The sequence below is a fragment of the Brevundimonas sp. GW821-FHT10A07 genome (assembly GCF_059415785.1).
In genome coordinates this window covers 45,569-72,225 of record NZ_JBWKNX010000010.1, presented here as the reverse complement: position 1 = coordinate 72,225, position 26,657 = coordinate 45,569, and the positions used below count along the sequence as shown (strand labels likewise).

General features: G+C 67.2%; 24 protein-coding genes. 12 read left to right on the top strand and 12 right to left on the bottom strand.

Annotation, left to right across the window (positions count from 1 at the left end; translation table 11 throughout):
- Positions 1-6 precede the first annotated feature (6 nt).
- Positions 7-822, top strand: coding sequence for a transglutaminase family protein (locus tag AC07NC_RS10095; RefSeq protein WP_291756556.1), 816 nt, complete (start codon positions 7-9; stop codon positions 820-822).
- Here AC07NC_RS10095 and AC07NC_RS10090 read toward each other — a convergent pair.
- The gene (locus AC07NC_RS10090; RefSeq protein ID WP_494569450.1) at positions 819-2,072 is read right to left on the bottom strand and encodes a UbiH/UbiF/VisC/COQ6 family ubiquinone biosynthesis hydroxylase; all 1,254 of its coding nucleotides are present in this window, start codon (positions 2,070-2,072) and stop codon (positions 819-821) included. The two genes, AC07NC_RS10095 and AC07NC_RS10090, sit on opposite strands and share 4 nt — an antisense overlap.
- A 127-nt stretch (positions 2,073-2,199) precedes the next feature.
- On the opposite strand from AC07NC_RS10090, the gene AC07NC_RS10085 reads away from it, so the two are divergent.
- From AC07NC_RS10085 to AC07NC_RS10065, 5 genes are all read left to right on the top strand, one after another.
- A complete protein-coding gene (locus AC07NC_RS10085; RefSeq protein ID WP_035310813.1) occupies positions 2,200-3,291 on the top strand; it encodes an Acg family FMN-binding oxidoreductase in 1,092 nt (363 codons plus the stop codon).
- Positions 3,292-3,380: 89 nt separating this feature from the next.
- Positions 3,381-5,795 carry an FtsK/SpoIIIE family DNA translocase gene (locus tag AC07NC_RS10080; RefSeq protein ID WP_494569449.1) on the top strand — a complete coding sequence of 805 codons (2,415 nt, stop codon included), beginning with the start codon at positions 3,381-3,383 and terminating at the stop codon, positions 5,793-5,795.
- Between the two features lie 186 nt (positions 5,796-5,981).
- Entirely contained in the window at positions 5,982-6,665 is a 684-nt protein-coding gene (locus tag AC07NC_RS10075) for a LolA family protein (protein WP_494569448.1), read from the top strand.
- Positions 6,666-6,901: 236 nt separating this feature from the next.
- Positions 6,902-7,699 carry an exodeoxyribonuclease III gene (locus AC07NC_RS10070; RefSeq protein WP_494569447.1) on the top strand — a complete coding sequence of 266 codons (798 nt, stop codon included), beginning with the start codon at positions 6,902-6,904 and terminating at the stop codon, positions 7,697-7,699.
- Positions 7,700-7,864: 165 nt separating this feature from the next.
- On the top strand, positions 7,865-10,609 hold the full coding sequence (locus AC07NC_RS10065; protein ID WP_494569446.1) for a TonB-dependent receptor: 2,745 nt from the start codon (positions 7,865-7,867) through the stop codon (positions 10,607-10,609).
- A gap of 80 nt (positions 10,610-10,689) precedes the next feature.
- On the opposite strand, the gene yczR is transcribed toward AC07NC_RS10065, so the two are convergent.
- A complete protein-coding gene (gene yczR / locus AC07NC_RS10060; protein WP_494569445.1) occupies positions 10,690-12,141 on the bottom strand; it encodes a MocR-like transcription factor YczR in 1,452 nt (483 codons plus the stop codon).
- A 60-nt stretch (positions 12,142-12,201) separates the two neighbouring features.
- On the opposite strand from yczR, the gene yczE reads away from it, so the two are divergent.
- Positions 12,202-12,804 carry a membrane protein YczE gene (gene yczE, locus AC07NC_RS10055; RefSeq protein WP_494569444.1) on the top strand — a complete coding sequence of 201 codons (603 nt, stop codon included), beginning with the start codon at positions 12,202-12,204 and terminating at the stop codon, positions 12,802-12,804.
- Here yczE and AC07NC_RS10050 read toward each other — a convergent pair.
- Both AC07NC_RS10050 and AC07NC_RS10045 read right to left on the bottom strand, forming a co-directional pair.
- Complete coding sequence (locus AC07NC_RS10050) at positions 12,801-13,487, bottom strand: response regulator transcription factor (protein ID WP_008263939.1); 687 nt, start codon at positions 13,485-13,487, stop codon at positions 12,801-12,803. The genes yczE and AC07NC_RS10050 overlap by 4 nt on opposite strands.
- An 80-nt stretch (positions 13,488-13,567) precedes the next feature.
- Positions 13,568-14,266 carry a YggS family pyridoxal phosphate-dependent enzyme gene (locus AC07NC_RS10045; RefSeq protein ID WP_494569443.1) on the bottom strand — a complete coding sequence of 233 codons (699 nt, stop codon included), beginning with the start codon at positions 14,264-14,266 and terminating at the stop codon, positions 13,568-13,570.
- Between AC07NC_RS10045 and AC07NC_RS10040 the strand changes: the two genes are divergently transcribed.
- Positions 14,265-14,912: a thiamine phosphate synthase gene (locus AC07NC_RS10040; protein ID WP_494569442.1), complete on the top strand. Its 648-nt coding sequence runs from the start codon at positions 14,265-14,267 to the stop codon at positions 14,910-14,912. The two genes, AC07NC_RS10045 and AC07NC_RS10040, sit on opposite strands and share 2 nt — an antisense overlap.
- Before the next feature lie 49 nt (positions 14,913-14,961).
- Here the strand turns inward: AC07NC_RS10040 and AC07NC_RS10035 are convergent, their stop codons facing one another.
- Entirely contained in the window at positions 14,962-15,357 is a 396-nt protein-coding gene (locus AC07NC_RS10035) for an NtrZ family periplasmic regulatory protein (RefSeq protein ID WP_492072099.1), read from the bottom strand.
- Positions 15,358-15,726: 369 nt separating this feature from the next.
- On the opposite strand from AC07NC_RS10035, the gene AC07NC_RS10030 reads away from it, so the two are divergent.
- The 4 genes from AC07NC_RS10030 (at position 15,727) to holA (ending at position 20,426) form a co-directional block, all read left to right on the top strand.
- Positions 15,727-16,179 carry a DUF3576 domain-containing protein gene (locus AC07NC_RS10030; protein WP_494569441.1) on the top strand — a complete coding sequence of 151 codons (453 nt, stop codon included), beginning with the start codon at positions 15,727-15,729 and terminating at the stop codon, positions 16,177-16,179.
- A gap of 157 nt (positions 16,180-16,336) precedes the next feature.
- Positions 16,337-18,886: a leucine--tRNA ligase gene (leuS, locus tag AC07NC_RS10025; protein ID WP_494569440.1), complete on the top strand. Its 2,550-nt coding sequence runs from the start codon at positions 16,337-16,339 to the stop codon at positions 18,884-18,886.
- Positions 18,886-19,377, top strand: a complete 492-nt coding sequence (lptE, locus tag AC07NC_RS10020) for an LPS assembly lipoprotein LptE (RefSeq protein ID WP_035308316.1) — start codon at positions 18,886-18,888, stop codon at positions 19,375-19,377. Before leuS ends, lptE begins: the two co-directional genes overlap by 1 nt.
- A complete protein-coding gene (gene holA, locus AC07NC_RS10015) occupies positions 19,374-20,426 on the top strand; it encodes a DNA polymerase III subunit delta (protein WP_008260001.1) in 1,053 nt (350 codons plus the stop codon). Before lptE ends, holA begins: the two co-directional genes overlap by 4 nt.
- A 36-nt stretch (positions 20,427-20,462) precedes the next feature.
- Here holA and AC07NC_RS10010 read toward each other — a convergent pair whose 3' ends face one another.
- The 7 genes from AC07NC_RS10010 to AC07NC_RS09980 all read right to left on the bottom strand — a co-directional run bounded on the left by AC07NC_RS10010 (position 20,463) and on the right by AC07NC_RS09980 (position 26,627).
- Positions 20,463-20,645 (bottom strand): hypothetical protein, encoded by a 183-nt coding sequence (locus AC07NC_RS10010; RefSeq protein ID WP_035308321.1) that lies wholly within the window; start codon positions 20,643-20,645, stop codon positions 20,463-20,465.
- 40 nt (positions 20,646-20,685) lie between these two features.
- Entirely contained in the window at positions 20,686-21,567 is an 882-nt protein-coding gene (locus AC07NC_RS10005; RefSeq protein WP_494569439.1) for a ParB/RepB/Spo0J family partition protein, read from the bottom strand.
- Between the two features lie 48 nt (positions 21,568-21,615).
- Positions 21,616-22,413 carry a ParA family protein gene (locus tag AC07NC_RS10000; RefSeq protein WP_035308345.1) on the bottom strand — a complete coding sequence of 266 codons (798 nt, stop codon included), beginning with the start codon at positions 22,411-22,413 and terminating at the stop codon, positions 21,616-21,618.
- A 4-nt stretch (positions 22,414-22,417) separates the two neighbouring features.
- Positions 22,418-23,050 (bottom strand): 16S rRNA (guanine(527)-N(7))-methyltransferase RsmG, encoded by a 633-nt coding sequence (rsmG, locus tag AC07NC_RS09995; RefSeq protein ID WP_494569438.1) that lies wholly within the window; start codon positions 23,048-23,050, stop codon positions 22,418-22,420.
- Positions 23,050-24,942: a tRNA uridine-5-carboxymethylaminomethyl(34) synthesis enzyme MnmG gene (gene mnmG, locus AC07NC_RS09990; protein WP_494569437.1), complete on the bottom strand. Its 1,893-nt coding sequence runs from the start codon at positions 24,940-24,942 to the stop codon at positions 23,050-23,052. Before mnmG ends, rsmG begins: the two co-directional genes overlap by 1 nt.
- A gap of 104 nt (positions 24,943-25,046) precedes the next feature.
- Positions 25,047-26,354, bottom strand: coding sequence for a tRNA uridine-5-carboxymethylaminomethyl(34) synthesis GTPase MnmE (mnmE, locus tag AC07NC_RS09985; RefSeq protein WP_494569484.1), 1,308 nt, complete (start codon positions 26,352-26,354; stop codon positions 25,047-25,049).
- Positions 26,355-26,402: 48 nt separating this feature from the next.
- Positions 26,403-26,627 (bottom strand): DUF6489 family protein, encoded by a 225-nt coding sequence (locus AC07NC_RS09980; protein WP_035308330.1) that lies wholly within the window; start codon positions 26,625-26,627, stop codon positions 26,403-26,405.
- Positions 26,628-26,657 lie beyond the last annotated feature (30 nt).

Here is a 26,657-nt window from a genome sequence, read left to right as displayed (position 1 = left end):
GATCGCATGACGCGGGAGAAGGCCGAGGCCATCCTGACGTCGGCCGGAGCGGCCGGCGACGACGGCTTCCCGCTGCTGGAGGCCGCGATCGCCTGCGCCATTCACGACAATCCGTTGCGCGACGCCGAGCCCGTCCGCACCCTGGCCCACGGCGCCTGCGAACGGCTGAAGGAACGGATCGGCGCAGAAGGCCCCGACGACGCCCTGTCCGAGACCATGGCGGCCGACCTGCGGCTGAACGGCGACCTGCTGCACTACGACCATCCCGACAACACCGACATCATCGCGGTCGCCGAGCGTCGGCGCGGCCTGTCGGCGGCGCTTGCGGTCTTCTATCTGCACGCGGCCAGGGCGGCGGGGCTCAAGGCGGCGGGCGTGGATTTCCCGGGCCATTTCCTGGTGCGGGTCGAAACCGGCGAGGGACCGGTGGCCCTGGACCCCTTCAGTCAGGGGCGGCTGGTCATGCCCAGCGAACTGACGCGCCGCGCCTTACGCGCCGGCTTGACGCCGCATGTCGCCGACCGTCTGGACATACTGATGGCGCCGGTGACCGACCGCCAGACCTTGATCCGGCTGCAGAACATGTTGTTCAGCCGCGCCATCCACAGCCGCGACTATGACGCCGCCGAACGCTCGGCCCTGCGCCGCGCCCTGCTGGACCCCGACGATCATCGGCCCTGGCTGGACGTCGCCGCCGCACGCGAGAAACAGGGCGCCCTGACCGGCTCGCTCCAAGCCCTGTCTCGCGCCCACGGCCTCGACGGCGTCGAGGAGGCGCGGCGCAGTTCGACCTTCGAACGCGTGCGGCTGCGGCTGAACTAGACCGCCTCGCCGCGCAGCAGTTTCGGCAAATCCCCGGTCGCCCCGCCGGCCTCCTGCATGAAGGCTCGACGCAGGGGCCCGATCCGGTTGACCGCCGCCATGCCGAGGTCGCGCGCAATCCGCATCGGGGCGATGTCGTTGGAGAACAGCCGCACGAAGGCGTCGAACCCCGCCGCCAGGGCCGCCGTGTCGAACCGGCGCCAGCGGGCGTAACGTTCCAACACCGTCTCGGCCCCGATATCTTCGCCCAGACGCGCGGCCTCGGCCAGCACCTCCGCCAGGGCCGCCGCGTCCTTCAAGCCCATGTTCAGCCCCTGGCCGGCCACCGGGTGCACGCCGTGGGCCGCGTCGCCGATCAGGGCGATGCGCGGCGCGACGATCTTCTCGGCCAGGCTGAGCGACAGCGGATAGACGAAACGCGGCCCCTCGACCGTGACATCCTCCAGAAAATCGCCGAACCGCCGCATCAGATGGGACTGGAAGGCCGCGTCGGAGGCGTCGCGCAGGGCCTCGGCCCGGCGTGTGGTCTCGGTCCAGACCAGGCTCGCGCGTTGATCCGTCAGCGGCAGGATGGCGAAGGGGCCGCTGGGCAGGAAATATTCGTGGGCGACATTGCCATGATCGCGGCCCAGCCGCACCGTGGCCACCACCCCGCTCTGGCCGTAGGCCCAGCCGACGGTGTCTATGCCGGCGGCCCGTCGAACCGTCGAACCCCGCCCTTCCGCCCCCACCACCAGAGACGCAATCAGGGTCGCGCCGTCCGCCAGGGTCACGGCCGCCTTGCCGGCGTCGGTTTCGACCCGGACGACGGAGGCCGGCGCCCGCACCTCGATCCCCGCCGCCGTCACCGCCTCGGCGAGGGCGACGCGGATGCGGCGGTTCTCGACCATATAGCCCAGCGGCTCGCCGCCCGTGCGGCCGCCGATCTCGTCCGCGTCGAACCGCAGGAAGGCCGGCGAGGCCGACCGGCTGGCCGCGCCCGGCCGACGGCCGTCAGTCACCAGGATATGGTCCATCCGGCAGGCGTGGGGCCGCAGGGACTGGCCCAGGCCCAGGGCGTCCAACATGCGGAAGGTCGAAAAGGCCACGGCCGTCGAACGGCCGTCGAACGTCGGCGCAAGTTGTGCGCTGAACGGCTGCGGATCGACCAGGACCACCTTCAACCCGGCCTGGGCCGCCGCCAGGGCGAACGCCGCCCCGCTCAACCCCGCACCGGCGATGATGATGTCGTAGCGTTCGGTGTCTGCCATGGCAGGCTTGTCGCGCCCGAAGACCGAAACGTCCAGACGGGAAATCGTCGCAACGCCGACAGGCCTTGACCTCGGTCAAGGCTTTCGCCCGACGACTGCCCCACGGATAGCGCGGCAGGAGGCCAGGATGAACAGACGACGGATTCTGATCGGCGCCGGCGCAACGCTCGCCCTGGGCGCGGCGGGCGGCGTCGCTTGGCGGACATCCACAGGATCAAGCGGCGACTACGACCGTCTCACGGCCCGGTTTCGCGCGCCCCTGACGGACGCTCCCCCCGTGACTGAACTGGTCCGCTACGCCGCCCTGGCGGCCAGCGGTCACAACACCCAACCCTGGCGCTTTCGCCTCTCCGACGGCGCTGTCGATATCCTGCCCGACCTGACCCGCCGGACGCCGGCGGTCGATCCCGATGACCACCATCTGTTCGTCAGCCTGGGCTGTGCGGCCGAGAATTTGCGCATCGCCGCCGCCGCGACCGGCCGCCCCGGCGAACTGGCTTTGGGCGCTGACGGACGCAGCCTGCGCTACAGCTTCACCTCCGGAGCCGCCCAACCGGATCCCCTGTTCGCCGCCATTCCAGCTCGACGCTCCAGCCGCACCATCTATGACGGCCATCCCATACCGCCGAGCGCGCTGGCCCGACTGCGTCAGGCGACCACGGCGCCCGGCGTCGCCTTTCATCTTCTGACCGACCGGCCCAGCCTGGATCGCGTCCGCGAACTGGTCGTCGCCGGCAACACCGCCCAGATGGCCGATCCCGCCTTCATGGCCGAGTTGAAACATTGGCTGCGCTTCAATCCCCGCGCGGCCCTGCGCCAGGGCGACGGCCTGTTTTCGGCGTCCAGCGGCAGTCCCGTCCTGCCCGATGGCCTGGGCCGGCTCGCTTTCGACCGGTTCTTTACAGCCGCGAGCGAAAACACCCGCTATGAGGCCCAGATCGCCTCGTCCGCCGCCGTGGCCGTCTTCGTGGCGGAACGATCCGATCCCGCCCACTGGATCGCCGTCGGCCGGGCCTGCCAGAGACTGATGCTGGCTGCGACGGGCCTGGGTCTGCGCCACGCCTTCGTCAATCAACCCGTCGAGGTCGCAGCCCTGCGCCCGGAACTGGCCGCCCTGGTCGGCGAAGGCGACAAACGTCCGAACCTGGTGCTGCGGCTCGGCTTCGGTCCGACCCTGCCTCTGTCCCCGCGTCGCTCCGTCGAGGCGGTGATCCTCTGACGGCTGGGGACGGCTGGTAAACAACCTCTTAACCCTGAAGGTGCGACAAGGGCGGTCGAACGTCAGCCGCCCGGAAGGTCACGCCTTTCATGTCCACCGCCCTCGCCGTCGGCCGTCAGGCCTGGATCAGCGCCCGCATCCTGTGGGGCGCGCCCTTCGTGGTGCGCTTTCGGGGCATGCTTCAGGCCCTGCTGGCGACCCTGCTTCTGGTCGCCCTGATCTCGTGGAACCCGGCGGACGCCAGCCTGAACGCGGCTTCCAGCCTGCCGACCACCAACTGGCTGGGCGCCAATGGCGCTTTGTTCGCCGATCTTTTCATGCAGTCGCTGGGTCTGGCCGCCTGGCCCGCCGCCCTGCTGCTGGTCGCCTTTGGTCTGGCCCGTGCGGTCGGCGACGCCATCCAGCAGCGGTTGAAGCCGACGCCGTTGAAGGCTCTGGCCGCGACGGGCGGGGTGCTGCTGCTGTCCGGCGCCCTCGCCGCCCTGGCCGCGCCCGCCGCCTGGCCCCTGGCCGCCGGACTGGGCGGTCTGTGGGGCGACGGCTTCACCGGCCTGACGGCCCAGGGCATAGGCGCCCTGCGCATTCCCGGCGGACGGATCATCGCCGGTCTGGTCTTCCTGATCGGCGGCCTGTGGCTGACCGGTTTCGCAATCGGCCTGCGAGCCATGGATTTTGTAGACGCCCTGCACTGGGGCCGGTCGCTGCGTCGTCCGCCCGCCCCCCCCGCCCCTGCGGTCAAGACGCCCCGCCCCCGCGCCGCGGCCAAGCCCAAAGCCGAACCTCGCGCAGCCGCAAGCCTCGACGAGGTCGCGACGGAGTCCGGTTCGGCCGACGCCCCCCAGACCGCCTATGACGACCTGCCCCCGTGGGAAGACGAACCGGCTCAGGCGGCGCCCCGCCCCTCGGCCGCCCGGCCGATCGAGCCCCGCGTCGCTGCGCCCAAGGCGCCCAAGGCCCGCAAGGACGACACAGACCAGCAAGCCTTCGACTTCGTTCGACCAGAAGGCGCCTTCGACCTGCCGCCGCTGGGCATACTGACCAAGCCGGCCCAGCGCGTCGCCTCGGTGGACGAGCACTCGCTGAATCAGAACGCCAAGATGCTGGAAGGCGTGCTGCAGGAGTTCGGCGTGCGCGGCGTGATCGACCAGATTCGACCCGGCCCTGTCGTCACACTCTACGAATTGGTCCCCGCTCCCGGCGTGAAGCATGGCCGCGTCGTGGCCCTGGCCGACGATATCGCCCGCTCCATGTCCGCGCGCGCCTGCCGCATCTCGGTGGTCCAGGGCCGCAACGCCATCGGCATAGAACTGCCCAACGCCAAGCGCGAGACCGTCTATCTGCGCGACCTGCTGTCCAGCGCCGAATACGACAAGAAGGGCCACCTGCTGCCCCTGGCCCTGGGCGAGACCATCGGCGGCGAACCCTATGTCGCCGACCTGGCCCGCATGCCCCACCTGCTGATCGCCGGCACCACCGGCTCGGGCAAGTCGGTCGGGGTCAACGCCATGATCCTGTCGATCCTGTATCGCCACAGCCCGGCCGAATGCCGCTTCATCATGATCGACCCCAAGATGCTGGAGCTGTCGGTCTATGACGGCATCCCGCACCTGCTGGCGCCGGTCGTCACCGATCCGAAGAAGGCCGTCGTGGCCCTGAAATGGACGGTGCGCGAGATGGAGGACCGGTATCGCCGCATGTCCAAACTGGGCGTGCGCAACATCGCCTCCTACAACGAGCGCGCCCGCGAAGCCCAAACGAAGGGCGAGCATTTCGAGCGCACGGTCCAGACCGGCTTCGACGATCAGGGCCGCCCGGTCTATGAATCCGAGAAGATCCGGCCCGAGCCCCTGCCCTTCCTCGTCGTGGTCATGGACGAGATGGCCGACCTGATGCTGGTCGCCGGCAAGGACGTCGAGGGCGCGGTCCAGCGTCTGGCCCAGATGGCGCGCGCCGCCGGCATCCACCTCATCATGGCGACGCAGCGGCCCTCGGTCGACGTCATCACCGGCACCATCAAGGCCAACTTCCCGACCCGGATCAGCTTCCAGGTCACCTCCAAGATCGACAGCCGCACCATCCTGGGCGAACAGGGCGGCGAACAACTGCTGGGCCAGGGCGACATGCTCTATATGGCCGGCGGCGGCCGCATCACCCGCCTGCACGGCCCCTTCGTCGACGACAAGGAAGTCGAGGACGTCTGCAAACACCTGAAGGCCCAGGCCGAGCCCGACTATCTGGACCTGATCACCGACGAACCGGACGGCGATGCAGACGGGGCGATGGATGAAGGGGGCGGCGGCTCCGGCGATGACCTGTATGACCGCGCCGTGGCCGTGGTGACGCGGGACCGCAAGGCCTCGACCAGCTACGTCCAGCGCCGGCTGCAGATCGGCTACAACCGCGCCGCCTCGCTGATCGAGCGGATGGAGCAGGAAGGCGTGGTCAGCCCGGCCAACCACGCGGGCAAGCGCGACGTCCTGGCCGGCCCGCCGCCGATGGCGTGACGCCGCTTCGGAACAGGCGGCGTCCAGGCCCGTTTACCCCTCCCGCTGCCGTCGCAAGCTTCAGCATTTCGATGAACAGGACTTCATCGGAGCGCCGGAATATGGTCAGGCTCGCGTCATTCCGACGCCAAGCCGACCGGGCAAGATGGCAGGATCGACAACCGTCCCGAACGGGAGACAGACTTCATGACCGCCCACGCCAAGACCCTCGCCCTCGCCCCCGCCGATTTCCAGCGCCGTCGGCTGCTAATGGGCGCAGGCCTCCTGACCGGCCTTGCAGCGCTTGGCGTCTTCGATACGGCCCAGGCCCAGTCCAACCTGTCCGCCGACGACCGCGCCGTGGTGCAGCAGGCTCAAGCCTATCTGCAGGCCCTGACCTCGGCCCAGGGGACCTTCGTCGAGACGGGTCCGGGCGGTCAACGTCGTGAAGGCCGTTTCTATCTGCAGCGTCCGGGCAAGATGAGGTTCGAATACACCAGTCCGGCCGGCCTTCTGGTGGTGTCGGACGGCTACAACGTCAAACGCTATGACCCGCGCCTCAACAATTTCCAGCAGGTGCCTCTGGGCCGCACGCCTCTGTCCACCTTCCTGGCGCGCAATGTCCGTCTGGACCAGGGCGTCCGCATCGACCGTGTCACGCGGATGAGCTCCGGCGCCTTCGCGATCACCGCGCGCGATTCCGGTCGTCCCAACGACGGCGCGGTCGTTCTGGCCTTCGCCGGCGATCCGATGCGGCTGCATGAATGGACCATTACGGACGCACAGGGCTCCCGCACCCGCACCCAGCTGACAGCGCTTCAGCCGGCCTCGAACCTGGCTTCCAGCCTGTTTCAGCTCCGGGATCCGACCCGTCGCCCCGGCCGCAACTGAGTCTGGCTTCAAGGATCAACACTATCCGTCCGTTGCCGGATAATCACAGCCAAACATCAAATATGACAATTTGACCTTTTCTTTTTGCCGTGACATTAGAAGCACAGAGCGGCGGCGGCCGTTCTACCGCCTCGGATGCATCCCCCTCCCGGCGGCGAGAGAGACGATCACCTTTTATAAGCCCGGCCCGTAGCGGCCGGGCCTTTTTTATGCGCCGAGGCCTGCTATGGCGGGGCATGACCCTTCGCCTCGCCACCTGGAACATCAACTCCGTCCGCCTGCGCATTGATCAGGTCGCCCGGTTCGTCGCCGAACGCGCGCCCGACGTCCTGCTGTTGCAGGAGATCAAGTGCACGACCGATCAATTTCCGCGCGCCGCCTTTGAGGACATGGGAATGCCCCACCTGCGCGTGGCCGGCCAGAAGGGCTGGCACGGGGTGGCCATCGCCTCGCGCCTGCCGCTGGAGGACAGCGACACCTTCCAGGTCTGCAAACTGGGCCATGCGCGCTGCGTATCCGCCCAGGTCGCCGGGCTCGATGTTCAGAACTTCTATATCCCCGCCGGCGGGGACGTCCCTGATCGGACCCTGAACCCCAAGTTCGATCACAAGATGGACTTTTACGAACAGCTGACCGCCATCGTCGCCAAGCAGGACAAGTCGCGCCCCCTGGTCATGGCCGGCGACTTCAACATCGCCCCGGGCGAGGGCGACGTCTTCAACCATCGCTACATGTCCAAGATCGTCAGCCACACGCCGATCGAGGTCGAGACCCTGAACCGGCTCCAGGCCACAGGCGGCTTCGCCGACGTGCTGCGGGACCGATTCCCGGAGCCGCAAAATCTGGCCAGCTGGTGGAGCTATCGCGCCGCCGACTTCCGCAAGTCCAATCGCGGCCTCCGCCTGGACCACATCTGGACCTCGCCGGGCCTCACCCCAGCCGTGGTCAAGGACACCGCCCGAATCCACGACGACGTCCGCGAATGGGACCGCCCGTCGGATCACGCCCCGGTCACGGTCGATCTGGACGTCTGAACGCCGCGAGGACGGAGATGACGGACGGCGGCCGCTCGGGGCAGACCATCTCAAGCATCTTACAAGCTTTACCTTATTGAAACACGATCGGTATTTGGCGGTCATGGAGCCGCCCTAAATGGACCGCGCCGCCCGAGGGGGACGGCGCTTTTCATTGGATGATCTATGACCTATTCCGGTTCGCTCGCCCGGCGCGCCCTGCTGTGCGCCGCCACCAGCCTCATCGCCCTGAGCGCAGGTTCGGCGCTGGCCCAATCCAGCTCCACTGCATCGACGCAAGACAAGTCCGAAGGCACGACGCTTCAGGACATCGTGGTGACCGGCGCCCGACGCGCCCAGACGGTGCTTGAACAGGAAAGGGCCGCTGTCGGCGTCGTTGACTCCGTCGCCGTCGGCGACATCAGCCTGAACCCCCAGACCAATATCGCCGACTTGGCCAAGCGGCTGCCCGGCGTCTCGGTCAGCCAGGACCAGGGTCGGAACCAGTCGGCGACGGGCGAGGCCCAGTACGTCGCCATCCGCGGCTTCGACACCAGTTTCAACGCCTATACGCTGGACGGCCTGCGTCTGCCCCAGACGGCGGGTGGTCGTTCCATTTCGCTGAACCTCTTCAGCCCGTTCGCGATCCAGGCGATCGGAATCGACAAGACGCCGAACGCGGCGTTCGACGCCGACGCCATCGCCGGCATCGTTAATCTGGTCACCCCCTCCGCCTTCGACTTCGGCGACCAGATGCTGCGGTTGCGCGCGGTGGGACAGATGGCCGAACTGGCCGAGGATCGCGGCCAAGACGGCCTGGGCGGCGCGATCGGCCTGGATATGTCGCGTCGGTTCGCCGACGGCCGCTTGGGCGTCTATGCCGCAGCCTATTACGAGCAAAAGAGCAGCGCCGCCGAGAGCGTCGCGGTTCAGAACGACTACAAGACCTCAAAGGGCAATGTCGGTTCGGCGCGCGACAATGAAAACGCCTTATCGGCGGACGGTCTGCAGTGGAACTTCTTCAACTCCACCGTCGAACGCTATGGCGCAACGGCGGCTCTGGACTATCGCACCCAGCCCTTGGACCTGTTCGCGCGGGTCAATTATGCGACCTACACCAACACCAATACGATGAATCAGACGGGGCTGCGCAGCGAGCGGACGTCGGGTCAGACCAATCCCAATGCCGCTTCCAATCCGGGGGGCGCCAACTACAACGCCGCCGGCGACTACACGCCCTACGGCATCAACCCGGCCAATTATTTCCGTGTGGAGGACGTCGAGCAGGAACTGCTGTCGGTCCAGACGGGCGGCAAGCTGAGGTTCGGCGGCTTCACCGCCTCACTGGAAGCCGCCTACGCCGACGGTCGACTGGACTCGCCTAACTCGATCGAAGCCGCCTGGCGCGGCGTCGCCTACAATGGCGCGCCCGGCAATACCGGCGTCTCGTCCGAGGGGCTGAAGATCGACCTGTCTGACGCCCGCTGGCCGATGCCGGTCCTGTCGTCCGGAGCGACCGCCTATGTCGCCAGCCAGGACCGCCCCAGCCAGATCTATGTCCAACGCGGCTACAGCTATCTGTCCGAGGTCAAGAAGACGGTAAAGGGCGATCTGACCTGGACGGGCTCGGGCCTGCTCGCCAGCGCCTCGATCGGCGGACTTTATGAAACGGCGGACCAGGACGGCCGCAGCCTGACGCCGGACGACACCCGCTACAAATTCCGCACCTCCCTTCAGGCCGGCGCTGTGGACGGCCCCTCGATCGGCGCGACGCCCGGCCAACTGATCACCGACTTCATGGGGCACGGCACGGTGCGCCCAGTCAAACTGGTGGATCGTCGCTTCGTGGAGCATGAGCTGGATCTGTACGGCTCGACGGTCACGGTCTCTCAAGAAAAGCTGAACCAAGGCCTGTCGGACAGCCAGGAAGACCGCTCGGCCGCCTTTGCCGTCGCCACGCTGAAGCTGGCCGGCGGCGCACTGGAGATCACCCCCGGCGTCCGCTACGAGGACAATCACTTCGAAGCCCGTTTCTTCGTCAAGGACGCGGACGGCGCCCGCTTCGCCACGGCTGACCGGGATTACGACCATGTCGATCCCAGCGTCGTCGCCGCCTGGCGTCCCAATGACGCCCTCGTGGTGCGCGCAGCGGCCCGCTCCAGCTACAGCCGCCCCTCGGGCGGCCAGCTGGCGGGACCCACCACCGTCAGCCGCGATCCCGTCACCAACGACATCATCAGCATCAGCCAACCGAACCCGGACCTGAAACCGGTCGAGGGCTGGAGCTATGACCTGGGCCTGGAATGGTACGCCGTCGGCGCCAATCTGCAGCTGGCCGTCTACCACAAGGATCTGGACAATATCGTCGTGCCGACCGCCCTGCGGAATGGGACGAACGAGACCAGCGACGGGGTGATCATGATCAAGCCGTTCAACGGTTTGGGCGGCTCGGCCACCGGCGTCGAACTGGGCGGCCATTACGCGCTTCCGGTTGATGGCTGGCTGGAAGGCGTGTCGTTTGGCGGAAACCTGACCTATCAGCAGACCCGCGCCGAATACCGCCTTTCCTCGACGGTGACGCGCGAGAGCGACCTGCCCCAGGCGCCCGAGCTGATGTACAATCTGGAAGCCGGTTATGAGCATGGGCCGGTGCGCGCCAGCCTCTGGTACAACCACACCGGTCGGCGTCTGGACACGGTTCAGGACAGCCAGCCGGACATCTACATCCAGCCGTCCAAGGAGCTGAACCTGGGCGTGGCCCTGACCCTGGCGCCGGGTCTGGAAGTCGGGGCGGCGGTCCGCAATCTGACTGACGAACCCACCCGTTGGTCGACCGTCGGCGCGGGTGAACGCTATGTCTCGCCCGACCGCAAGGGCGGTTACCTGGAAACCGGTCGGGTCTTCCAGGTCAGTGTCAACGCCACCTTCTAAGGCGCGGACGTCAGAACCGAGGCAGACCTGACAGAGGGCGGCGGCGTTCAGCCGCCGCCCTCAAACCTTCCGCGACGGCTTCAATAGACAGGGACCGAGCGGCTGTGGGTCGTGGCCGTCGGTCTGGTCTTGCGCTTCAGAGCCTTAACCCCGCGCGCCAGTCGTTCCACAGCCTGTTGCAGTTCGCGCTCAGGCAGGGTGTAGGGCAGGCGCAGGCGTTGTTCGAAGGCGCCGTCGATCCCGAAGCGTGGCCCGGCCGCTAACCTCAGCCCTTCGGTCTCGGCCTGGGCCGTCAGGGCGGAGCTGATCGGCGCAGGAAGTCGCACCCAGAGCGACAGCCCCCCTGCAGGACGGGGGCAGGTCCAGTCCGGCAGATGCTGCGCCAGTTGCGCCCGAAGGTGGTCCCGCCGGGCGCGCAACAGGGGCCGGCGTGCCGCGAGGGACGCGCCGCCGTCGGTCAACAGTTCCACGGCCGCCAACTGCTCCAGAATCGGCACGCCGAGATCGAAGCTGGCGCGGCTCTGGGCCAGGCGCTGAATCACGGCGCGGTCGGCGCGGATCCAGCCGATGCGGAGACCGCCCCAGACGCTTTTCGACATGGAGCCCAGCCGCACCACACGCGGGGCGTCCACGGCCGAGGCGGTGAGCGCCGGCGGGCCGCTGAGCGTCAGCTCGACCAGGGTCTCGTCCAGCACCAGCAGGGTCTCCGAGCCCTTCAGGCCGGCCATAAGCCGAGCGCGGTCCGGGGCGCGCATCATCCGGCCGGTCGGATTGTTGTGGTCCAGCACCAGATAGGCCATCGGCGCGCCGCTGCTGCGGCAGGCCGAGACCAGACTGTCAACGTCCCAGCTGTCGCCGTCGTCGGGCAAGGCGACCGGCATCGGCCGCCCCCCAGCGGCCAGGATGGCGTCGATCGCTTGAGGATAGGTGGGGTGATCAAACACCACCGGGGCGCCGGGCCGAACGGTCAGGCGCAACAGATGAACCAGCCCGTTGTGGGCGCCGTGGGTGATCAGGATCTGACCCGGCGACGTCGCCAGGCCCCGTCGTCGATAGCCCTGGGCCACGGCCTCGCGGAGTTCCTCGAGGCCCTCCGGCTCATAGCCATGGCCGGGCAGGTTGGCGGGAAGTCGCTCCAGCGCCCGCACATAGGCGGCGTGGACATTGGGGTCGGCGGGAAGGACGGCGGCCGTCAGATCGATCATCCCCGGCGTTGGCGACCCGTCTGGCTGCGGCTGGCGAGGGGCGGGCCCGGCCGGGAGACTGGTGCGCGCCGCCTCCCCCTGTCCGCCGACCAAAAACCCGTCATCCCGGAGTCGTCCATAGGCGGCCGATACGGTCGTACGGCTCAAACCCAGGGCCTGAGCCACTTCGCGCTCGCCCGGCAGGCGGGCGGCCAGCGGCAGACGCCCGTCGAGGATCAGAAGTCGTACCGCTGCGGCGAGCTGCCGGTAGGCTGCTCCCGCCCCCGACGAACGCCAGACGCCGAGATGGCGGACAAGGGGGCCTAGGCCAATGGAGCGAGGGGACATGAAGCCAGAATGCCATAACTGGCCCTTTTTTGCGCGGCCAGTTATGCGCAAACCGTCGAAATGACCCGCCGCCTTCTCCAACTCTTCGCTGGCCTCGTCCTCTACGGCCTGTCCATCGCCCTGATCGTTCGCGCCGATCTGGGGCTGGATCCCTGGGATGTGCTGAACCAGGGGGTGTTCGAGAGGTTCGCCGGCCCGGCTGGAATCAGCTTCGGCCTGGTGGTCAATCTGATCGGTATGGCCGTGCTGCTGTTGTGGATTCCCCTGCGCCAGCGGCCTAGAGTAGGGACTGTGGCCAATGTTCTGGTGATCGGCACAGTCGCGAACTTCGGTCTGGACTGGATCCCGTCTGACCTGGGCCTACCGGTCCGGGCGGGCCTGTTGGGCGCGGGCGTCGTGCTGAACGGCGTCGCCAGCGGGGCCTATATCGGCGCGGGCCTGGGGCCAGGCCCGCGCGACGGCCTGATGACCGGCATCGTCGCCCGCACGGGCTGGCCGGTCAAATGGGTCCGGACCGCCATCGAGCTGAGCGTCATCGCCCTGGGCTGGCTGCTGGGAGGCTCCGTCGGCGTGGGCACGGTGCTTTACGCTGTGACCATCGGCCCGCTGGTCCACCTGTTCCTGCCGATTTTCACGATCGACCGCCGAGGCGCGGACGCCTAGGGTTGAAGGCGATAGCCGCCCGCGTCGGTCAGCAGCAGCCGGGCCTGGCCGGGTTCGGGCTCGATCTTCTGGCGCAGGCGATAGATGTGGGTTTCCAGCGTGTGGGTGGTGACGCCGGCGTTATAGCCCCAGACCTCGGTCAGCAGCTCCTCGCGCGACACGGGCTTGGCCCCGGCGCGGTAGAGGTATTTCAGAATGTTGGTTTCCTTTTCGGTCAACCGCACCTTCTTGCCCTTGGCGTCCATCAGGACCTTGGCGGCGGGCCGGAACTCATAGGGGCCGATGGAGAAGACGGCGTCTTCCGACTGTTCGTGGCTGCGCAGATGGGCGCGGATGCGGGCCAGCAGGACAGCGAAACGGAAGGGCTTGGTGACATAGTCGTTGGCGCCCGCGTCCAGGCCCAGGATGGCGTCGGCGTCGGCGGCCTGGGCCGTCAGCATGATGACCGGGGTGGAGACCCCGTCCTTGCGCAACAGGCGGCAGGCCTCGCGCCCATCCATGTCCGGCAGATCGACGTCCAGCAGGATCAGGTCGGCGCGTATCTCGCGACCCATGCGGACGCCGTCCGTAGCGGTCGCTGCCTGCTGGGTCTTGAACTCCTCGTGGAGGTTCAACTGCTCGGCCAAGGCCTCGCGCAGGTCGTCGTCGTCGTCGATGATCAATATGGTCTTGGGCGTGGGCATGTTCAGACAATGGCGAGGCTTGGCCCCCGCGCCAAGGCTTGGGGGTGCGAATTCACGTCGGGTTACGGCCTAGAGGCGGTTTAAGGTCGATTTCGTTCCCCAAACAACGCCGTTCCCACCCGGACATGGGTCGCGCCGCAGCGGATCGCGGCCTCATAGTCGCCGCTCATCCCCATCGACAGGACCGACAGGCCGTTGCGTTCGGCCATGTCGCGCAGCAGGGCGAAATGCGGTTCGGCCTCCTGATCCGCAGGGGGAATGCACATCAGACCCTCGACCGTCAGGCCGTAGGTCCGACGCGCCGTCTCGATCAGGGCGGCGGCGGCCTCGGGCAGGACGCCGGCCTTTTGCGGCTCGGCGCCGGTATTGACCTGAACCAGAACGCGCGGCGATCGGCCGCGCTTCTGCGCCGCCTCGGCCAGGGCGCGGGCCAGTTTCTCGCGGTCCAGGGTCTCGATCACGTCGAACAGGACGACGGCGTCCTCGGCCTTGTTCGTCTGCAGGGGGCCGATCAACCGTAGCTCCAATCCGTCCAGACCCGACAGCCGTTCGGTCCAGCGCGCCTGCGCCTCCTGCACCCGGTTCTCGCCGAACACCCGCTGACCCGTCGCCAGGATGGCGTCGATCGCCTCATCCGGCTGGGTCTTGGAGACGGCCGTCAGGGTCACGGCGGCGGGATCTCGTCCAGCGGCGTGGCAGGCCGCGTCGATCCGGGCGCGGACGCCGGCGACCCTTTCGGCGATGGACGGGAGGGGCGAAGCGGGGGAAGAAGGGGTCATGATCCTGCCGGCCGGTTACAGCGACGACGCGCGCGCGCTCTGGGATGCGGCGACCGCTCTAAACCGCGCCGCCGCCGCTGTCAGCCCGAGCGTCGCCCGTTTGCCGCCGCTGCTGTTCTTCACCGACCCGGACCGCACGTCCCGCCCGTGGGAGACTGCGGCCCGTCTGCCGGCCGGATCGGGGGTGGTCTATCGCGCCTTCGGGGCCGCCGACGCCATCCAGACGGGCCGTCGGTTGCGGGAGGCGACGCGGGGCGCCGGGGTGAAACTGCTAGTCGGGCGAGACGCTGACCTGGCGGAGACGCTGGAAGCGGACGGGCTGCATCTGCCCGAGCGCGAGGCGAGACAGGCGCGATCGGTTGGCCGGGCTCATCCCGATTGGTTGCTGACCGCCGCCTGGCATGGGGGCCGGCCCATGACCGAAGGTCTGGACGCCCTGGTTCTGTCGCCGGTATTTCCGGCCGGCGGCGCTTCGGCGGCAAAACCCGCCATGGGCGTCGCCGAATTCGGACGATGGATTCAGGATGTCGATCTGCCGGTCTATGCCCTGGGCGGGATCGGACCGGATAATGTCGCGTCCTTGACGGGATCGGGGGCCTGCGGACTGGCCGGGGTGGAGGCGATACAGTCCGCCTTCCGTAGTTGAGCCCGTCTCGACGCTTCGCAGAAGCCGCGCCGTGGGCGTCGATCGCGAATCAGAAGTTGAAGATGGTCTCGAGCCGCACACGGGGCTGGGTTCGGCCATTGGTCTCAGGCGCCCGGGCCGGATCCGCTTCGCGCGACGCTACAGCGGCGGCGGCGCCGACGCGCAGACGATCGTTCAGACGGTAATAGGCGCCCGCCTCGACATCGCCCCAGTCAGTCTCGCGCCCGACCGGTTGGTTCAGATTGAAATCCAGACCCCACCGACCCTGGTCGTTCAGGCGCAGACCGCGACGCTGTTGCGACGGCGCATTGCGCTGGGCGGCCTGGGCTTCCGACAGGGTGACGCTCGGCGCGCGCGTCGGCGCAGCGTTCTGGGCAAGCGCCGGCGCAGAGACGGCGAGCGCCATCGTCGCAAAAATCACAGCCGAGAAATCGCCGAAACGCATTCTGAACCCTTTGAACGCCCTCGAGTGAAGACGTCCTACCCTGAACCGACCTTATATGGTCGTGGACGCCGCGATTAGACACCGGGGGTCCGCCCGGTCAACGCAACGTGGTCTTGATGTCGGGGTTCCGCTGCATTGTTGCAGTGCGATGTGGCTCAAGCGTCACGGGATTTGAGCCAAATGGAGCGTTGCTGTCAGCGACCTGTCACGGAACGGCGCAACTCGTATCGCCGCGGGGCCGCACTTCGCCTTGTCATCGCCCCTTTTGCCCGTGTTATAGAGCCACGCAGCGGCGCGAACTTACGCGCGGCGCCCTGCGCGCGTGTGGGCGAGGGCCTTCACGTCCCTGAGTTTACGGAGACTTCCTTGATGAGCCTCAACAAGGCCCTGGTTCGCGGCGTCGCCATCGCCCTGGTCTCGGGCGTCGCCCTGAGCGCCTGCTCGAGCATCCCCTTCGTCGGCGGCGACAAGAAGACCCCCAAGACGAACGTGCAGCAAGGCATCGGCGTCAACGGCTATCTGTGGCGCGCCTCGCTCGACACCCTCAGCTTCATGCCGCTGCTGACCGCTGATCCCTGGGGCGGCGTGATCAACTACGACTGGTACACCAATCCCCAGACGCCGAACGAACGCTTCAAGGCGACCGTCTTCATCCTGGACACCCGTCTGCGCGCCGATGCGCTGAACGTCACGGTGACCAAGGAAGTGAAGGGCGCGGACGGTCAATGGACCGCCGCTCCGGTCGCCGCCCAAACCGAGGCGGACCTGGAAAACGCCATTCTGACCAAGGCGCGCCAACTGAACCTGTCTAATGCGGACTGAAGGCCCGCATTAGTTCCTTTTTAGGCGCTACCGCCCTTCGGGCTACTTGAGCGCGACGCGCTCAGGCGTTTGTGGGACGCATTACTTCTTGGGCGCTGTCGTCCTTCGGGCTAGTGAGCCGGGAGGGCGGCAGCGCCCTTTTGACTTCAGGACGACCGTGGCCCGTTACGAACCCAAGACCGCCGAACCCCGCCAACAGGCCCGCTGGGCCGAGGCCTCCGCCTTCGTGACGAAGGACACCGGCCGGCCGAAATACTATGTGCTCGAGATGTTCCCCTATCCGTCGGGCAACATCCACATGGGCCACGCCCGCAACTATGTGATGGGCGATGTGGTGGCGCGGTCCAAGCGCGCCCAGGGCTATGATGTTCTGCACCCGATGGGCTGGGACGCCTTCGGCATGCCGGCCGAGAACGCGGCCATGGAACGCGGCATCCACCCCAAGGGCTGGACCTACGACAATATCGCCCAGATGCGCGACCAGCTGAAACTGCTGGGCCTGTCGCTGGACTGGTCGCGCGAGTTCGCCACCTGCGACCCGGAATATTACGGCAAGCAGCAGGCCTGGTTCCTGGAGCTGTATCGGCGCGGCCTGGTCTATCGCAAGGACGGGGTGGTCAACTGGGACCCGGTCGACAACACCGTCCTGGCCAATGAGCAGGTGATCGACGGGCGCGGCTGGCGTTCGGGCGCGGTGGTCGAAAAGCGCAAGCTGAACCAGTGGTTCCTGCGCATCACCGACTATGCCGACGACCTGATCGACGGTCTGAAGACCCTGGACCGCTGGCCCGAGAAGGTCCGGCTGATGCAGGAGAACTGGATCGGTCGGTCCAAGGGTCTGCAGATGACCTGGAAATGGGCGGGCGAAGCGCCGGCGGCTTCGCCTGACGGTCTGGAAATCTACACCACCCGCCCGGACACGCTGTATGGCGCGTCCTTCATGGGCATCGCGCCGGACCATCCCATCGCCAAGGCCCTGGCGGAGGCCGACACGGCCGTCGCTGACTTCGTCGCCAAATGCCGTGCCGGCGGCACGTCCCAGGCCGACATCGACCAGGCCGAGAAGATCGGCTGGGACACGGGCCTGAAGGCCGTCCATCCCTTTACAGGGGCGGAAATCCCCGTCTGGATCGCCAACTTCATCCTGTCGGAATACGGCACGGGCGCCATCTTCGCCTGCCCGGCCCATGACCAGCGCGACCTGGACTTCGCCCGCAAATACGGCCTGCCGGTGATCCCGGTGGTCCGCCCCGAGGGCGCCGGCGACGACTTCGCTGTGGGCGACGAGGCCTATACTGGTCCCGGCGCCATCTTCCATTCCGACTTCCTGGACGGCCTGGACATCGAGGCGGCCAAGGCCGAGGCGGTCCGCCGCGTCGAGGCGGCGGGCACGGGCAAGGGCGCGACCATCTATCGCCTGCGCGACTGGGGCGTTTCGCGCCAGCGCTATTGGGGTTGCCCGATCCCGATCATCCACTGCCCGTCCTGCGGCCCGGTGGAGGTTCCGGCCGATCAGCTGCCGGTGGTCCTGCCTGACGACGTGACGTTCGACGTGCCCGGCAATCCGCTGGACCGTCACCCCAGCTGGAAACACGTCAAATGCCCGTCCTGCGGCCAGGACGCGACGCGCGAGACCGATACGCTCGACACCTTCGTCGACTCCAGCTGGTATTTCGCCCGTTTCACCGACCCGACGGCGGCCGAGCCGATCAACACCGAGGCCGCGAACCGCTGGCTGGCGGTGGACCAGTATATCGGCGGGGTCGAGCACGCGGTCCTGCACCTGCTGTACGCCCGCTTCATCACCCGCGCCCTGTCCGACGCCGGCATGCTGTCGGTGAAGGAGCCGTTCGCGGGCCTGTTCACCCAGGGGATGGTGGTCCACGAGACCTATCGTCGCCAGACCGGCCAGTGGGTCGAGCCCACGGATGTCGAGCTGAGCAATGACAATGGCGTGCGGTCCGCACGCCAGCTGTCGACCGGCGAGACCCTGATCATCGGCGACATCGAGAAGATGTCCAAGTCCAAGAAGAACGTCGTCGCGCCTCAGGAGATTCTGGAGAGCCACGGCGTGGACGCCGGTCGCCTGTTCGTCCTGTCCGACAGCCCGCCCGAGCGGGACGTGCAATGGACCCCCGGCGGGGTCGAGGGCGCCAGCCGGTTCGTGCAGCGGACCTGGACCCTGTTTGACGCCTATGACGCGGCCTTCGCGGGCGAGGACAAGGCCAACGCCGAACTGCTGCGCGAGACGCACAAGGCGATCAAGGCCGTGTCCGAGGGCGTGGAGGGCTTCCGCTTCAACTCGGCCATCGCCAAGCTGTACGCCTTCGTCGCCACCGTCCGCGACAGCGCCCAGGCCGGCGGCGACGCCAAGCGTCAGGCCCTGTCGGCCCTGGCGCGATTGATCGCTCCCTTCACCCCGCACCTGGCCGAAGAATGCTGGACGCGGCTGGGTGAAGACGGGATGGTTCTGGACGCGCCGTGGCCTGTGTGGGACGCTGCGCTGGCGGCCGACGACGAGGTGGTTCTGCCCATCCAGATCAACGGCAAGCGTCGCGCGGAAATCCGCGTGCCGCGCGGCATGGAGCCCGCCGAGGTCGAGGCCATGGTTCTGGCCGACGAGACCGTGCAGGCGCGTCTGGAGGGTCTGAGCGTGAAGAAGATCGTCGTGGTCAAGGACCGGATCGTCAATCTGGTGGCCGGCTGATGCGGGGCGCGGCGGCCTTTGCGGCTCTGACTGTGCTGGGGGCGTCCCTGGCGGTCTCGGCCTGCGGCTTCACCCCGATCTACGCCGAGCCCGCCATGGGGTCGTCCCTGCGCCGGATCGCCGTATCCACTCAGGATGACCGTCTGGGCTATCGTCTGCGCGAACAGCTGGAAGACGCCCTGGCCTGGGATCAGTCGGCCACGCCCCTGTATCGCCTGACGACACAGGTCGAACAGAGCCGCCGCTCGCTGGGCCGTCGGATCGACGATACGGCCACCCGCTACGAACTGACGGTCAAGGCCGCCTGGACCCTGACGCCGGCGGCAGGCGGAACGCCCGTCACCGGCGTGGAGACCGTCACCACCACCTATGCGACCGCCGACCAGCCCTATGCCGCCATCGCCGCCCAGCAGGACGGCGAGGAGCGCGCCGCGGCGGAACTGGCCCGCCTGATCCGACTGGACCTCATGCAGGCGCTGTCGAACCGGTGATCCTCGCCAAACGCCCAGAGATCGATCGCTTTCTGAAGGCGCCCGATCCGGCTGTCCGGGCGGCCGTCATCCACGGCAAGGACCGGTCGGGCGTCGCCGAACGGGCCGAGGTCCTGTGCCGCGCGATCACGCCGGACCTGAATGATCCGTTCAACGTCACGGTCCTGACCGACAGCGACATCGACAGCGACGAAAGCAAGCTGGAGGAGGCCCTGACGGCCATGTCCCTGATGGGCGGGCGTCGTCTGGTGCGTATCCGCCTGTCGGCGCTGAAACCCGGCGTGGACAAGGCGGTCGCCGCCGCCGTGAAGATCCATGCCGAGGGCGGCTATAACCCCGACGCCATGCTGGTGGTCGAGGCCGACCAGCTGGGCCGCGAATCCGCTCTGCGCAAGACCGCCGAGAAGGAGGCCGGGGCCGTCGGCATCGTCTGCTACGAGGACGAGACCGGCGACATCGCCCGCATGACCCGCGAGGCCCTGGCCGCCGACAAGGTGGGGCTGACGGCGGACGCCCTGGATCGGTTTGTCGGCCGACTGCCGCGCGAGCGGGGCCTGATGCGCCAGGAGATCGAGCGCCTGGCCCTGTTCATCGGCCCCGGCTCGGGCCGGACCATTGATGTCGAAGAGCTGGAACAGCATCTGGGCGTCGAACCCGACGCCTCCCTGTCCGATGCGGCGCTTCAGGCCTTCGGCGCCCGGCCCGGCCCGGCCCAATCGGGTTTGAGACGGGCCTTCGCCGAGGGTGAATCCTCGGTCCTGGCCGTGCGGTCCGCCGCCCTGCACCTGGGAAGGCTGCGCCGGATCAATATCCTGCAGGCCAATGGAGCGGGGGCCAAGGAGGCGGCCAAGGCGGCTGGGGTCTTCTGGAAGCAGGAGGCGGAGATGCTACGCCAGGCCCGGGCCTGGCGGCTGGAGGCGCTGGACGAGGTGCTGGACAGTATCAACACCGCCGACGTCGCCACCAAGACGACCGGAATGCCGGATCAATTGATCGCCGAACGCCTGCTGCTGGAAATCGCCGGCCGCGCGCGCAGGCTCGGTCTTTAATGTTCCTCCTCCCACGAAACGGGAGGAAACGAAGCCTCAGCCCCGCTTCGAAGCCTTTCGGAAGGCCGGTTGGGCCATGGCGACATTCCGCGCCGAGACGCTCTTTTCCTCAGCCTTGGCGCCGACCTGGGCGTTAAAGCCATGACCCGCCTTGGCCTTCTTGGCGGCCAGGGCCTGTTTCAGTTTGTCGGCGGCGGAGGGGGCGGTTTCGTCGGTCATGGATTGATCCTAGCACGTCCTCGGCGATGAGTCTGGCGTCTCAGGCGCGCATCAGCCGGCGACAAAGGTCGTCCAACTGTTCCAGCGAGCCGTAGCGGATCGTCAGTTCACCCTTGCCGCTGCGGTCGTTCAGCTGGACATTCAGGCCCAGAGCGTCGGCCAGATCCTGTTGCAGGGCGGCGACATCGGCCGCCCCCTCCCCGCCCTCGGCCGGCTTGTGCTTGACCGGCTTGGGGCCTTCCGCCGCGCGCCGCGCCAGGGCCTCGACCTGACGCACGTTCAGCCCTTCATTGTAGGCCTGTTCAGCCAGGGCGGCGGCGTGGGGCGCGGTGATCAGGGCGCGGGCGTGACCGGCGGTCAGCTTGCCGTTTCGGACGTACCAGAGCACTTCCTCCGGCAACTGCAGCAGCCGCAGGGTGTTGGCGATGTGACTGCGGCTCTTGCCGACGATGCCCGCCACCTGGTCCTGGGTGCGGCCGAACCGTTCCATCAGCACCCGATAGGCGTCGGCCTCTTCCAGCGGATTCAGGTCGGCGCGCTGGACGTTTTCGATTATTGCGACTTCGAACACCTCGACGTCGTCCATCTCGTGGACGACGATCGGCACCTCGGTCAGCCGAGCGGCCTGGGACGCACGCCAGCGGCGCTCACCGGCGATGATCTGCCAGACCCCGTCCTCGCCGGGCTGCGACCGGACCAGAATGGGTTGCAGCACGCCCTTGTCGCGGATCGAGGCCGTCAGCTCTTCCAGATGTTCCTGGGTGAAGATCTTCCGCGGTTGATCAGGATTGGGCTTCAGGCTCTCGATCGGCACGCGTTGAACGCCCGAAGGCAGGGTCGCGCCCGCCGCCGTCGGCGCTTCGACAGCCTCACCCATCAGGGCCGAAAGACCCCGTCCAAGACCTCTTTGTCGTTCAGCCAAGATACTGTTCCGTTTCTTCTTTTAAACTCGTGGACCGGTCGGTCGGGATCAGGCGGCCAGCTTCAGCCGCTGGCGTTCGCGCTTCACCACTTCCTTGGCCAGACGCAGATAGGCCTGGCTGCCCGCGCATTTCAGATCATAGATCAGGGCCGGCTTGCCGAAGGACGGCGCCTCCGCCACCCGGACGTTGCGGGGAATGACGCTGTCATAGACCTTGTCGCCGAAATGGGCCCGCACGTCATTGGCCACCTGGCCCGACAGGGCGCTGCGGCGATCATACATGGTCAGGACCAGACCCTGGATTTCAAGGGCGGGGTTCAGGCTTTGCTTGACCATGTCGATGGTCCGCATCAGCTGGCTGAGCCCTTCCAGAGCGAAGAACTCGCACTGAAGCGGCACCAGGACCGCATCGGCCGCCGCCATGGCGTTCAGGGTCAGCAGGTTCAGAGAGGGCGGACAGTCGATCAACACATAGTCATACGCGGTAGGGCCGTGATCATGGGCCCGCAAGGCGTCGCGCAAACGATAGGACCGACGGTCGGCCTGGCTCAATTCGATCTCGACACCGGACATGTCGGCGTCGGCCGGCACGATCCACAGACCGGGCACTGTCGTCTGCACGGCAGCGTCATCGACCGAGCGCTGATCGACAACCACGTCATAGATGGTGACGCGGCGTGTTTCACGTGGAACACCCAGACCGGTCGAGGCATTGCCTTGGGGGTCCATGTCCACGATCAGCACGCGCTTGCCGATGGCGGCCAGGGCGGTGCCGAGGTTGATGGCGGTCGTCGTCTTGCCCACGCCGCCCTTCTGGTTGGATACGGCGAGGACGCGGGCAGGCAGTTTGTTAGTGCTTGGGGCGGGCACGTCGAACACTCCGGACTGTCACGATGCGGCCGCGCGGGTCGCTTTGCGACGGGGCCAGTTCAGCGTCGAGATGCCAGGATTTCCGCGCCTCAATCAACTCGGATTCGGCCTTCTCCCCCTTCAGGAACAGACCTTGTGCACCCCTTTGGAAGTAGGGCTGTGCATAACCCAGCAATCGCTCCATCGGGGCGACGGCACGGGCGGTGACGATATCGCATTTGACCGTCTGCTCCTCCGCCCGACCGTTGATCACGGTCGCCGGCAGATTCATGACATCGACGATCTCCTGCAAGAACCGACACCGTTTTCCGAGACTATCGATTAGCCAGACGTGCGCGTCCGGAGCGTCCTTCAGCAGAATAGCCAGAACCACGCCCGGGAACCCCGCCCCAGCGCCGAGATCAGCCCAGGTGCGGGCCCCAGGCGCATGGGTCAACAGCTGGGCGCTGTCCCAGGCGTGGCGGTTCCAGAAATCGGGGAGACTGTCCGGGCCGACCAGGTTCATCACCGAATTGGCTTCGCTCAGCCGGATACGGAAATCTTCCAGATCCGCCATCTGCTGCGACGTCGCGCCGGCCTTGCCCTGAAAGAGGGTCTTTTCGGCATTCAGCATCAGGCCGCCACCCCTCCCTGGACCGAGGTCTTGGGCGCCCTCTTCACATGCGCCAGCAGGGCCGTGAGAGCGCCAGGCGTCATGCCCTCGATCCGACCCGCCTGGCCGAGGGTGCGGGGCTGCACTCGCGCCAGCTTTTCCTTCACTTCATTCGAAAGACTGCCTATGGCGGCATAGTCGAGATCGGTGGGCAGAAGCAGGCCCTCCTCGGTTCGCAAGGCCTCGGCGTCGATCAACTGCCGGTCCAGGTAGTTGGCGTAGCCGGCGTCTATTTCCACCTGCTCCCGCACCTCGGCGTCCCAGGAGGCGACGACCGGATGGGTCTGGACGAAATGATCCAGCGTCACATCAGGAAACGCCAACAGTTCCCGCATGGAACGTCGTCTGCCATCCGCGTTGACTGGAATTCCAATGGCGTTGGCTTCCTTCGGCGTGAACAGGGTTTCACGTGAAACAATGCCGGCCTCGGACAGTTTTTGGGCCTTAAGCTCAAAACGCTTCCGGCGCTCAGGTCCGACGATCCCAAGCGCAATTGCCAGCGGCGTCAGTCGCTGATCGGCGTTGTCCGCCCTCAGGGTCAGCCTGTACTCGGCCCGGCTGGTGAACATCCGATAGGGTTCCGTCACCCCCCGCGTCACCAGATCGTCGATCATCACACCGATATAGGCCTGGTCACGGCCCAGGATCACCGGCGCATCCCCCCCAGCCGTGCGGGCCGCATTCAGGCCGGCCATCAAGCCCTGGGCCGCCGCCTCCTCATATCCCGTGGTGCCGTTGATCTGGCCGGCCAGATAGAGACCGGGCCGCTTCTTGACCTCAAGGGCGGGGCTCAGTTCGCGTGGATCGACATAGTCGTATTCGATGGCGTAGCCGTAGCGGAACACCTCGACCCTCTCCAGGCCGGGGATGGTCCGAAGGAACGCCAACTGGGTCGGTTCCGACACCGAAGTCGAGATACCGTTGGGATAGACGGTGGGATCATCCAAACCTTCTGGTTCCAGGAAGATCTGATGGCTCGTCTTGTCGGCGAACCGCACGACCTTGTCCTCGATCGACGGGCAATAGCGGGGTCCACGGCCCGACAGCTTGCCGCCATAGACCGCGCTCTCGCCCAGGTTCTCGGCGATGATGCGATGAGTTTCCTCGGTCGTATGGGTAACGCCGCAAGCGATCTGCGGCACGTCGATCCGGTCCGTCATGAAGGAAAAGGCGGACGGCGTTTCGTCCGCCTGCTGCATCTCCAGCCGGTCCCAGGCGATGGTTCGTCCGTCCAGCCGCGCCGGTGTTCCGGTCTTCAGCCGCCCCATCATCAGATCGGCCGCATGAAGATCAGCGGCCAAACCGGTCGAGGGATCCTCGCCGTGACGGCCTGCCGGAATCCTTTCGTCGCCCCGGTGGATGACGCCGTTCAGAAAGGTGCCGGTCGTCAAGACCACAGCCCCTGCCCTCACCCTCTCCCCGGTCCCGGTCGTCACGCCGACCACGTGATCGCCGTCCAGGATCAAACCCTCTGCCGTTCCCGCCATCAGGCTCAGGTTCGGCGTCCGGGCCAGCTCCGCCTGCATGGCTTCGCGGTACAGACGGCGGTCGATCTGGCTCCGGGGACCGCGCACGGCCGCGCCCTTGGACCGGTTCAGGAGGCGGAACTGGATTCCTGACACGTCCGCCAGACGCCCCATGATCCCGTCCAACGCATCGATCTCACGCACCAGATGGCCCTTGCCCAGGCCGCCAATGGCGGGATTGCACGACATTTCGCCGATGGTTTCCAGCTTCTGGGTCAGCAACAGAGTCCGCGCGCCAGCACGGGCTGAAGCGGCAGCGGCTTCACAACCGGCGTGACCACCGCCGATGACGACGACGTCGTAGGAAATCTCGATGGGGGAGTTCATCCCCGCCACATAGTCCAGTTGGACGGTTTTCGCTACACCGCAGACCGGCGCCCGGTTCGACGATCGGTGGTATTACCTAAGGTGTTTCACGTGAAACACCGGTATTACTTGCCGATGCAGAAGGTCGAAAACACCTCGCCAAGGATATCTTCAACCCCGATCGCCCCCGTCACCCGCGACAGGGCCTCGGCCGCACGCCGCAGGTCCTCGCCGGCCATCTCTGCCCCGGCATCCAAGGCGCGCCGCCCGGCCTCCACCGCCTCCAGGGCCTCGTTCAGGCGCAGACGGTGACGCTCCCGCGTAACCGCCGGAAAATCGGCGCCCGATAGATCCTGCGCCAGCCGCGTCGCAATCCAGTCGTGCAGAAGCGACAGACCCAACCCACTGCGGCTGCTGACCTCGATTCGTTCAAAGCCCCCACTTGGAACAGACCCCCCGAGGTCGGCCTTGTTCGCCACGACCAGATCGCCTGGCCGAGCATAGCCCGCCGCCACGCCATCGGGATCGCCCGGCGCCCTGACCCAAAGACGCAGATCCGCCTGTTCGGCCCGCATCCGCGCCCGCCGCACGCCTTCCGCCTCGACAGGATCAGCGCTCTCTCTCAGGCCCGCCGTGTCGGACAGGGTCACGGCATAGCCGCCGATCACCAGGTCGGCGTCCAGCACATCCCGCGTCGTTCCGGCGATGGGTGTGACGATGGCCGCTTCACGTTCGACCAAGGCGTTGAACAGCGATGACTTGCCGGCATTGGTTTCGCCGATCAGGACGATGCGATAGCCGTCGCGCACCCGCTCGCCCCGTCGCCCCGTATCCACGGCGCGCCGCAAATCCTCGGCCAAACGGTCAAGAACCGGTCCGGCCGTCCGGGCCAGATTGTCGGGTACGTCCTCATCCGGAAAATCGATCTCCGCCTCGACCAAGGCCAGGGCGTGGAGCAGATCCCGGCGAAAGCCCGCATAGGTCTCGCTGAGCTTCCCGTCGAGCTGGCCCAGGGCCTGCCGCGCCTGGGCGGCCGTCTCGGCGTCGATCAGGTCAGCCACCGCCTCGGCCTGGGCCAGGTCCATCCGCCCGTTCTGGAAGGCGCGGCGGGTGAACTCCCCCGGCTCGGCCGGCCGTACGCCCAGAGCGATCAGGGCGCCGCTGGCCGCTTCCACGACCGCCCGGCCGCCATGCAGATGGAGTTCGGCGGAGTCCTCGCCGGTATAGGAATGAGGCGCGACGAAACGAAGCACCAGGGCCTGGTCGATGTGGTCGCCGGCGTAGGCCAGGTCTCGTACCGAGGCCATTCGAGGCTTCAATCGAGTGGCGCCAAGCGCCGTCAAGGCCGCATCAACGCCCGGCCCCGACAGACGCATGACGGCGATGGCCCCACGTCCGGGCGGCGTCGCAAGCGCGAAGATCGTATCTTGCATCATCGAATTATGCCTCCTCCCCTCCGGTCGGGAGGAGACGCGGCGTCTTCATTTCACCGCCGCGTCCATCATTCTGCGGAACTGGTCCTGGGCCTGAAGGCCGAAGCTCGTCCAGGTCTTCATCAATTCGTCGGGCTGCATGGCGGCGACATTGGCCTGCATCCGCTTCTGCATCTCGGCGACCATGGCGTCGTTCAGCGGCGTGACGTCCGGCAGCCCCAGGAAGGCGCGCGCCTCCGCCGGGGTGCAGTCCACTTCGACATTGACCTTCATCGAACCGTCTCCTGTTTCACGTGAAACGTC

Coding starts and splice junctions, on each gene's coding strand:
- AC07NC_RS10095 (WP_291756556.1), top strand. CDS start 7: ATGACGCGGGAGAAGGCCGAGGCCATCCTGACGTCGGCCGGAGCGGCC.
- AC07NC_RS10090 (WP_494569450.1), bottom strand. CDS start 2,072: ATGGCAGACACCGAACGCTACGACATCATCATCGCCGGTGCGGGGTTG.
- AC07NC_RS10085 (WP_035310813.1), top strand. CDS start 2,200: ATGAACAGACGACGGATTCTGATCGGCGCCGGCGCAACGCTCGCCCTG.
- AC07NC_RS10080 (WP_494569449.1), top strand. CDS start 3,381: ATGTCCACCGCCCTCGCCGTCGGCCGTCAGGCCTGGATCAGCGCCCGC.
- AC07NC_RS10075 (WP_494569448.1), top strand. CDS start 5,982: ATGACCGCCCACGCCAAGACCCTCGCCCTCGCCCCCGCCGATTTCCAG.
- AC07NC_RS10070 (WP_494569447.1), top strand. CDS start 6,902: ATGACCCTTCGCCTCGCCACCTGGAACATCAACTCCGTCCGCCTGCGC.
- AC07NC_RS10065 (WP_494569446.1), top strand. CDS start 7,865: ATGACCTATTCCGGTTCGCTCGCCCGGCGCGCCCTGCTGTGCGCCGCC.
- yczR (WP_494569445.1), bottom strand. CDS start 12,141: ATGTCCCCTCGCTCCATTGGCCTAGGCCCCCTTGTCCGCCATCTCGGC.
- yczE (WP_494569444.1), top strand. CDS start 12,202: ATGACCCGCCGCCTTCTCCAACTCTTCGCTGGCCTCGTCCTCTACGGC.
- AC07NC_RS10050 (WP_008263939.1), bottom strand. CDS start 13,487: ATGCCCACGCCCAAGACCATATTGATCATCGACGACGACGACGACCTG.
- AC07NC_RS10040 (WP_494569442.1), top strand. CDS start 14,265: ATGATCCTGCCGGCCGGTTACAGCGACGACGCGCGCGCGCTCTGGGAT.
- AC07NC_RS10045 (WP_494569443.1), bottom strand. CDS start 14,266: ATGACCCCTTCTTCCCCCGCTTCGCCCCTCCCGTCCATCGCCGAAAGG.
- AC07NC_RS10035 (WP_492072099.1), bottom strand. CDS start 15,357: ATGCGTTTCGGCGATTTCTCGGCTGTGATTTTTGCGACGATGGCGCTC.
- AC07NC_RS10030 (WP_494569441.1), top strand. CDS start 15,727: ATGAGCCTCAACAAGGCCCTGGTTCGCGGCGTCGCCATCGCCCTGGTC.
- lptE (WP_035308316.1), top strand. CDS start 18,886: ATGCGGGGCGCGGCGGCCTTTGCGGCTCTGACTGTGCTGGGGGCGTCC.
- AC07NC_RS10010 (WP_035308321.1), bottom strand. CDS start 20,645: ATGACCGACGAAACCGCCCCCTCCGCCGCCGACAAACTGAAACAGGCC.
- rsmG (WP_494569438.1), bottom strand. CDS start 23,050: ATGCTGAATGCCGAAAAGACCCTCTTTCAGGGCAAGGCCGGCGCGACG.
- mnmG (WP_494569437.1), bottom strand. CDS start 24,942: ATGAACTCCCCCATCGAGATTTCCTACGACGTCGTCGTCATCGGCGGT.
- mnmE (WP_494569484.1), bottom strand. CDS start 26,354: ATGCAAGATACGATCTTCGCGCTTGCGACGCCGCCCGGACGTGGGGCC.
- AC07NC_RS09980 (WP_035308330.1), bottom strand. CDS start 26,627: ATGAAGGTCAATGTCGAAGTGGACTGCACCCCGGCGGAGGCGCGCGCC.